This is a genomic window from Kitasatospora sp. NPDC033851 (genome assembly GCF_055576085.1).
On sequence record NZ_JBVIRL010000034.1, the window covers coordinates 50,055 to 56,906 of the forward strand.

Annotated in this window: 8 protein-coding genes and 1 pseudogene; 4 read left to right on the forward strand and 5 right to left on the reverse strand. The window is 72.8% G+C overall.

The genetic code is table 11. The features are described from left to right. Positions 1 to 26: 26 nt before the first annotated feature. Genes ACZ51D_RS38100 through ACZ51D_RS38110 form a run of 3 tightly spaced genes read right to left on the reverse strand, consistent with a single transcriptional unit; the run spans position 27 to position 1,602 of the window. Positions 27 to 458: a hypothetical protein gene (locus tag ACZ51D_RS38100; protein WP_465664831.1), complete on the reverse strand. Its 432-nt coding sequence runs from the start codon at positions 456 to 458 to the stop codon at positions 27 to 29. Next, on the reverse strand, positions 458 to 865 hold the full coding sequence (locus tag ACZ51D_RS38105; RefSeq protein WP_465664832.1) for a hypothetical protein: 408 nt from the start codon (positions 863 to 865) through the stop codon (positions 458 to 460). Before ACZ51D_RS38105 ends, ACZ51D_RS38100 begins: the two co-directional genes overlap by 1 nt. Beyond that, entirely contained in the window at positions 862 to 1,602 is a 741-nt protein-coding gene (locus ACZ51D_RS38110) for a hypothetical protein (protein WP_465664833.1), read from the reverse strand. Before ACZ51D_RS38110 ends, ACZ51D_RS38105 begins: the two co-directional genes overlap by 4 nt. Before the next feature lie 202 nt (positions 1,603 to 1,804). On the opposite strand from ACZ51D_RS38110, the gene ACZ51D_RS38115 reads away from it, so the two are divergent. The 4 genes from ACZ51D_RS38115 to ACZ51D_RS38130 are packed head-to-tail and all read left to right on the forward strand — an operon-like array spanning position 1,805 to position 5,116. Then, a complete protein-coding gene (locus ACZ51D_RS38115) occupies positions 1,805 to 2,509 on the forward strand; it encodes a hypothetical protein (protein WP_465664834.1) in 705 nt (234 codons plus the stop codon). Continuing rightward, entirely contained in the window at positions 2,506 to 3,492 is a 987-nt protein-coding gene (locus ACZ51D_RS38120) for an AAA family ATPase (RefSeq protein WP_465664835.1), read from the forward strand. Before ACZ51D_RS38115 ends, ACZ51D_RS38120 begins: the two co-directional genes overlap by 4 nt. Continuing rightward, positions 3,489 to 4,673, forward strand: a complete 1,185-nt coding sequence (locus tag ACZ51D_RS38125) for a hypothetical protein (RefSeq protein ID WP_465664836.1) — start codon at positions 3,489 to 3,491, stop codon at positions 4,671 to 4,673. The genes ACZ51D_RS38120 and ACZ51D_RS38125 overlap by 4 nt, the downstream gene beginning before the upstream one ends. Further along, positions 4,670 to 5,116, forward strand: coding sequence for an NUDIX domain-containing protein (locus tag ACZ51D_RS38130; RefSeq protein WP_465664837.1), 447 nt, complete (start codon positions 4,670 to 4,672; stop codon positions 5,114 to 5,116). The genes ACZ51D_RS38125 and ACZ51D_RS38130 overlap by 4 nt, the downstream gene beginning before the upstream one ends. A gap of 57 nt (positions 5,117 to 5,173) precedes the next feature. Here ACZ51D_RS38130 and ACZ51D_RS38135 read toward each other — a convergent pair whose 3' ends face one another. Both ACZ51D_RS38135 and ACZ51D_RS38140 read right to left on the reverse strand, forming a co-directional pair. Next, on the reverse strand, positions 5,174 to 5,761 hold the full coding sequence (locus tag ACZ51D_RS38135; RefSeq protein WP_465664838.1) for a DUF6245 family protein: 588 nt from the start codon (positions 5,759 to 5,761) through the stop codon (positions 5,174 to 5,176). Positions 5,762 to 5,831: 70 nt separating this feature from the next. Next, a pseudogene (locus ACZ51D_RS38140) lies at positions 5,832 to 6,852 on the reverse strand (MobF family relaxase); the annotation flags it as partial.

A 6,852-nucleotide genomic window follows, 5' to 3' on the forward strand; every position in this document is an offset into this window, starting at 1 on the left:
TTCGTCCGCGGGAGTCGGCTCCGACATCACCTGCCTCCCTTCATCAGCAGCCACGCCTCATCGACCAGCAGCACGGGCTCCTTCGGCTGGTTCGTGCGGGCCGCGCGCTCCAGCCGGCGACGCTGGTCCGCCTCGGACCGGATGCGCTGCAGCTGGAACTCGCCGGGCTGGCCGGCGATCTGGCCGGTCTCCTCGACCTGTTGGGCGCGCCAGCGCTCCACATCGGCCAGGGCGATGGGGTCCTCGGGCAGGTCGCCCTCGGGCATCGCCGTGACTCGTCCCTGGCCGAGGGCGACCACGTACACCCGGCGGCCGTCCAGGATGGCGACGGTGCCGAGGTGGTCGTCGCCGAGGTAGACGCCGAGGTCGTCACGGTCGGGGCGGAACGTGATGCCGAGGCGGTGCTGCCACTCGACGGCCTGGTGGGCGACGTCGGCGAGGATCTGTCCGGGGGTCATCAAATCTCCTTCTCGGCGGCCTTCGCCGCTTCCTGCCACGCCAGGTACTCGGCGCGGACGTAGTCCCGGCCGGTCAGCCCGGCCGGCGGGGCGAGGGCGGTGCGGTGCTGGCGGTCGTGCTCGATCAGCTCGACTGCGGCCTTCTCGGCGTCGTCGGCGCACTCGCCGACCAGGGCGCGGGCCTCGCGGGCGGCCGCGCTGCGCTGTCCCCGATAGAAGGTGACGTTCTCGGCGGCCAGCAGCGCGCTGCGGTCGGCGGCCGCGGCGGCCCGCAGCTTGTGCTCGCGCACGCCGGCCGGGGTCAGCTTCCCCTCGATCCACAGCGCCAGGCCGCGCATGACCTCGCCGAGCTCGGCGGGCTGCGGCGGGGCGTCTTGGTAGGCCAGGGCCGGGCCGACCCGGGTCACGACGTGGCCTCGGCGGCGGCCTCGGCCCGCAGCTGGGCGGCGTAGGCGCGGGCCTCGACGGCCTGCTGGGCGGCCTCGGGCTTGCCCTCCTCGGCGGCGATCCGCTCCAGCAGCGAGGCCTTGCGCTCGATGACCGCAGCGCGCTCAGCCGGGTCGGCGCCGTTGCGGTGCACGTGGTTGATGGCGTCCAGGACCTGGGAGAGCTCTTCGGCGGTGGTCAGCTTCGACAGGTGGCCGGAGACGGGGCGCTCGGTGTCGCGGTACCGCTCGACGTGCTGGCGCACCCACCGGTCGAGTCGCTCGGCGGCCGGTGTGGGCGAGTAGGCCGCGTCATGCAAACGCACGCTGCGGGGCGGCACCTGGCCGTTGATGTTGGCGGGGCGGGCCGGGTAGAGCGGCTCCACCAGGCCGAGCTCCCAGTCTTCCTCGGCCTCGCGGAAGCGCTCGTGCGCGGTCTGGCGGGTGATGTCGAGCTGGTCGCCGATCTGCTGCCAGCTGGCGCCGCGTTGCCGCTCGTAGACCACCGCCCGGGCCAGCACCGCCTCGGCCAGCGCGACCAGGGCGGCCGCCTCGCCCACCATCTCGCCGCGGTTGCTGAACAAGTCGCTGACGGTGGGGATGTGGGCGGCGGCCTGGTCGGCGAGTTCGGCGAGTTCGTCGGAGAGGGCGAGCCGGGCGAGGGCGGTCCGGCTGTAGCCGTGCCGGTCGGTGTCGGGGTCGTACTCGATGTCTGCCATGGTGTCAGGCTACACCTGACAACTCCAATCTGTCAGGTGAAACCTGACAAGCTCAACCCGTCAGGGTGAGCCTGACAAACGGACTCCAGTGTCAGCATTTCACTGACGCCGACCCAACGTCAGCGAAATGCTGACACTAAGTCGGATCGACCTGGTAAGGTTCGGCTCACTCGTGATAATGCTCCTTACCATGGGAGACAAAGTGACCCAAATTGACGACCCGTCCGGGACGGTCCGGCACGCCGCCGAGAAGCTCCGGCTGGCACAGGACTCCACCACCGCCATGGGCCTGGAGCCCCGGCTGCGGAGACTGCTCAGCGCCGTACACGAGGCTGGCCACGCCGTCGTGGCCTCCACCCTGGGCAGCCCGGTCATCGAAGCGTCGGTGACCAGCTACGAGGTGATCGGCCTCGGCGGCGACCACGTCCGATTCGACTGGGTCGCCAACAGCGACGGGATCATCCCGCTGCCCGACATGCTGGCCGTGAAGGTGGCCGGCTTCCAGGCCACCTACCTGTGGCTGGACGGCCGGGGCATCGACGGCAACGCAGAGCCGTACCACGAAGCGCTGAACTGCTTCGCCGGCGATGACCTCAACTGGTGTGCCGACGCGTGCCGACGCCTGCTCCCCCACGCCCACGCCCAGGACGCCATCGAGGGGGCCGGCCGGATCCTCAAGCACCGGTGGCGCGCCACCCTGAGACTGGCCTACGCCCTCGCGGACCGCGGCTCGATGGACCGCGCCGCCCTCGAACCGCACCTCGACTGCGACCCGTACCACGCCCTCAAGGCGATCGGCTCTTACCGGGCATGGCGTGAGGAGACGGCCGGTCACTGGGCGCCGCCGAGGCAGGGCTCTCTGCGGCACGACGCGCCTTCCTCCTCGACCGAGGAGGTAGCCCGGTGACCACCGCCGAGGCGGAGCTGGTGAACTTCCTCCGCCGCCTGCCGCACCGGCCGCCCGCGCCGGGCTGGCGGTACGACTCGATGGCCCGGCTCCTGCTCGACGTCGGCCGACTGTTCACCCCGGCGCCGTGGCCTGGCGGCTCCGCCCCGGGTACCCCGGGGGCCTGCTTCTCCGAGTCGGCGGTCCTGGCCGAGGCCGAGGGGTGGGCGTACGTGGAAGGCTTCGCCTGGGACCGGCGGTGGTTCGAGACCGAGCACGCCTGGTGTGCCGCACCCGGGCGGGCCGACGCGCTCGATCCGACCTGGACCCCGCCGGCGGACGCCTACCTCGGCGTTCCGCTCGACCCGCGCGCGGCCGCGAACCTGATGGCCCACCACGACCGACCACTCCTCTCCCCCGGGCCGGTCGCCCTGGAGTGGCTGCAGCACGGCGTGCCCAAGGACCTGCTGGTCGACTGCGGCCAGCCGCAGCCCGGGCCGCCGCACGAAATCCCGGACGGGGCGGCGGTGGCGCTGGTCGGCGCGGCCGGGGCGGGCAAGTCGACGCTGGCCGCCGCCCTCGGGGAGCACTTCACGGTCCTCGAACTCGACGCCCTGCGCCGCGAGGCGGGCGGCGACGGCGGGGACCAGGCGGCGACTGCCGCCGCGGTCGAGCTGCAGAACGCGCGCCTGGACGCGCTGCTGCAGGCGGGATCGGGCGTCCTGCTGGACTCCACCAACGTGGAACAGCGGGTGAGGGCCGAGTTCCTGCAGCGGGTCCGCCGCCACGGCCGTCCCGCTGTGGCGATCCGGCTGACGGCGAGCCTGGCCGACTGCCTGGCGCGCAACGCGGGCCGCACCGGCAGCAGCCGGGTGCCCGAGGACGTCGTCCGCTGGCAGCACGCCCTCGCGGCCGAGGCGGACCTGCGCGCCGAGGGGTTCGACCAGGTGCTGCTCTGGGACGGCCGGACCCTGGCCGACTGCCCCTCCGGGGAGGCCCGGTGAGCGCCGACCTGGCGCCGGCCGCCGATCCGGAGCGCGGGCGCCCGGGCGCGGGGGTGCAGATCGTCGCGGACGTCTCCGCCTGGACGGAGGTCGACTTCACGCTCTCCCCGCGCACCCTGGCGAAGCTGCGGGAGGCGGTCCCGGAGGAGACGGCCCGGGCCTATGAGCGGTGGTGGAACCGGGCAGCGGCCTGGTGCGTGGCCTCGGGCCGGGTGCCGCTGCCGATGACGCCGGAGACGCTGACCGAGTGGGTGCGGGTGCTGACCGACACTGTGTCCAGCCGTACCGGCAGGCTGCTGGGTGTGGCCTCGCTCGACCAGGCGGTGGCCGCCGTCCGCTGGGTGCACTCGGAGACCGGGGTATTCGACGGGATGCCCGGCACCCGGCAGGCCCGCCAGCTGATCCGAGCGCACGGGCGTCAGCTCTCCAACGCCGGACGGAAGGAGAAGAAGTCCGCCATCATCACGGCGGACCAGGCCCTGATGGTGGCCGAGGCGATCGACCCCACCACTCTGGCCGGCTGCCGGGACCGAGTGATCGCCTCGTTCTCTTTCGCGGCCTGGACCAGGCGGAGCGAGCTGGTGGCGCTGAACCTGGTGGACTGCGAGGTGAGCACCGACCCCGAGCAGCCCGGCGTGTGGGTGCTCTTCCGCTCCTCCAAGACGGACCAGGAAGGGGAGGGCGAGCGGATTCTGCTGCCCGCCCGCGGGGACGCACTGTGTCCGCTGCTCGCGCTGCTGGCCTGGCGGGCGGTGCTCGCCGCACTGGGCATCACCGAGGGCCGGCTGCTGCGGAAGGTGGACCGCTGGGGCAACGTCTCCGAGAAGCTGCACACGGGCTCGGTCAACGACATCTCCAAGCAGCTGGTGGCGGCGGTCGGTCTGGAACGGGACGAGCAGGGCCGCGACTTCACCGCGCACGGCTGGCGGGCGTCCGGCCGGTCCGCGGCGGTGGTGGCCGGGGCCTCGGAGACCGCGGCGAACGAGCACGGCCGGTGGTCGAAGAACAGCCGGGCGGGCAAGGGGTACGAGCGGGACCGCGGTGGCTTCGCCGACCATCCGATGGTCAAGGTAGCTGCCCAGCAGCAGGCGGCCCGGGCGGCCGAGGAAGCCGACGCAGCGGCCCGAGCCGAGGAAGACCCGCTCACCTTGGACACCCCACTCGAAGGCGGTACCCGATGAATGACTCCACCTCCGGCCCTGTCAGCGTGGCGGCGTGCGTGATCGTGCACGACCAGGCCACCGACCAGGTGGTGACCGTCCGCGACAACACCGACTGGCGGCGGCGCGAGGACTCCCTGCCCGTCGCCAAGCGGTTCTCCGAGCACGCCGTCGCGGCGGCCTCACGCGCGGTGCGCGAGCAGACCGGTCTCGACGTCGCCGTGGCCGATCTCGTACTCGACCGGGTCGTGACGGCAGCCGCAGGGTGGGAGGGCTACGGCTCGCAGCCGTACGTCCTGCTGGTCTTCCGCGCGGGGCGGTGGAGCGGCGAGCTGACGAACCCGGACCATCTCCTGCAGGCCGAATGGTCGCCGATCGATCGGCTGCCGAAGCTGATGCCGACGATCGCGGCGGTGATGGACGCATACCGGAACGGCGGCCCGCTGTCCATCACGCTGGGCTGAACGGTGGCGGCTGGATCACCGGCCGCCACCCGCGGGCTCGCTCCGAGCGGAGTCCGGCTACATTCCGGGCACGGCACCGAGGAACATCGCCGCAGCCGTGGCCGGCAGCGCATCGAGCTCGGCCAGGGCCTCGGAGAGTTCGCGCCGGGCGCGGGCCAATTCGTCGGGGATCTGCCCGGCCCGCTCGTCCTCCGTGGAGAACACTGCCGAGCAGGCGAGCAACGCCAGCAGCGCACTGGCCGTACGGGCGGCTGCCGCGACCACTGGACCGCAGCCCCTCTTGTCCAGTCCCTTGAGTAGGTGCGAGAGGTGCCCGGCCTGCCAGTGCAGCACTCCCATGACGCCGGGGCCCTCGGCGCCGGATGCGTTGATCACTTGCTGGCGGGCCAGTGTCATCTCCGCGGCGCCCGCGCCCTGCGCAAGCATGTGCCCCTCGGTGAGCATCCCGGTGCCGATCGCGGCGCCGTACAGTGCGTTGGCCAGGACGGCGGCCAGGACGTGCTCGCCGCCCACGGACCGGGCCTGCTGCTCCAGTTCGCCAGCCGTTGGCGGCTGGGCGTAGGCCCCAAGTGCGGCCATCGCCGCCGAAATTGCTGCCGCGCTCGGGGCAGGCGCGGGCGTCTGGTGCTGGTTCGGGATCGACATGGCCCGGAGCCTAGCGGGACCGGGACGGCGGCTGACGCTGCTTCCGTGAACCGTCCACGAAGGTGGTGTTCTACAGTTCGGGGCCGCTTCGGCCGCGGCCGCCACGGTTCTGGTCGGGGCCTTGCTGCTGCTGGTTCTGCTGGCGCTGCTGCTCGGCGGCGTGCTGAGTGGCCTGGATCCGGCGGGCCTCCTCCGCGAGGCGCTCGGTGTACGGCTGGGCATCGCGCCGCTGCATCTCCTGGCGGATCGTCGCCGCAGAGGCATCCAGCTCGGTGACCCGGTCACGGGAGGCCGTGGCCTCGGTGCGGGCTGCCTGCAGACCTCGCTCGCGCGACGCGGTCGTCCGCGCCAGCACTGCCTCGCGGCTGCCGCCGGCGCGCTTCCACGCGGCCAGCCGCTCCTCGTGCTCGGCCGGGTCTCCGGCGCGCTGAGTGCTGTCCTGCAGTCGCTGCCGTGCTGCAGCAAGCTCCTGGTCCCGGCGGTCGACGGACACGCGAAGGTCGAGCAACTGGCGCTCCATCTGCTCACGCTCAGGGCCTCGTACGGTCGGCCGACCAAACCGGCCGGTCTCCGCCAGCCTGGCCTCGATGTCGGCAGTGAGACGCCGGTCGTACTCGACGCCAGCGGCCAGCTCCATAACCAGAACGACGGTCGCGCGCATCTCCTGAATAGCCTCGACGCGCTCGGCCCGCGCGGTGATGCGCTGCTCGATCTCCCCGCCCGGGGCGAGAGCTTCGGCAAGCTCGCCAACGCGGGCTTCCTGGGCGGCAGCCTGGTCGTGAGCGGCCTCGGCGGCCTCGGCCGCGTAGGCCAGGGCTGCCGTCAGTTCAGCGTCGGAGAGCATGGCGTAGGGCAGGTCCTGCCAGCTCTCCTCGTTGGTGGGCTCGTCCACAACGGCGACGTCCTCGACGGCCCGCTCGACCTCGGCCGGCTCTTCGACGGCCAGGTCCTCGTGCAGCTCCGCCTCGGCACTGTCGACCTCGACCTCGGCCTGCGGCTCGTCCACAACGGCGACGTCCTCGACGGCCCGCTCGACCTCGGCCGGCTCTTCGACGGCCAGGTCCTCGTGCAGCTCCGCCTCGGCACTGTCC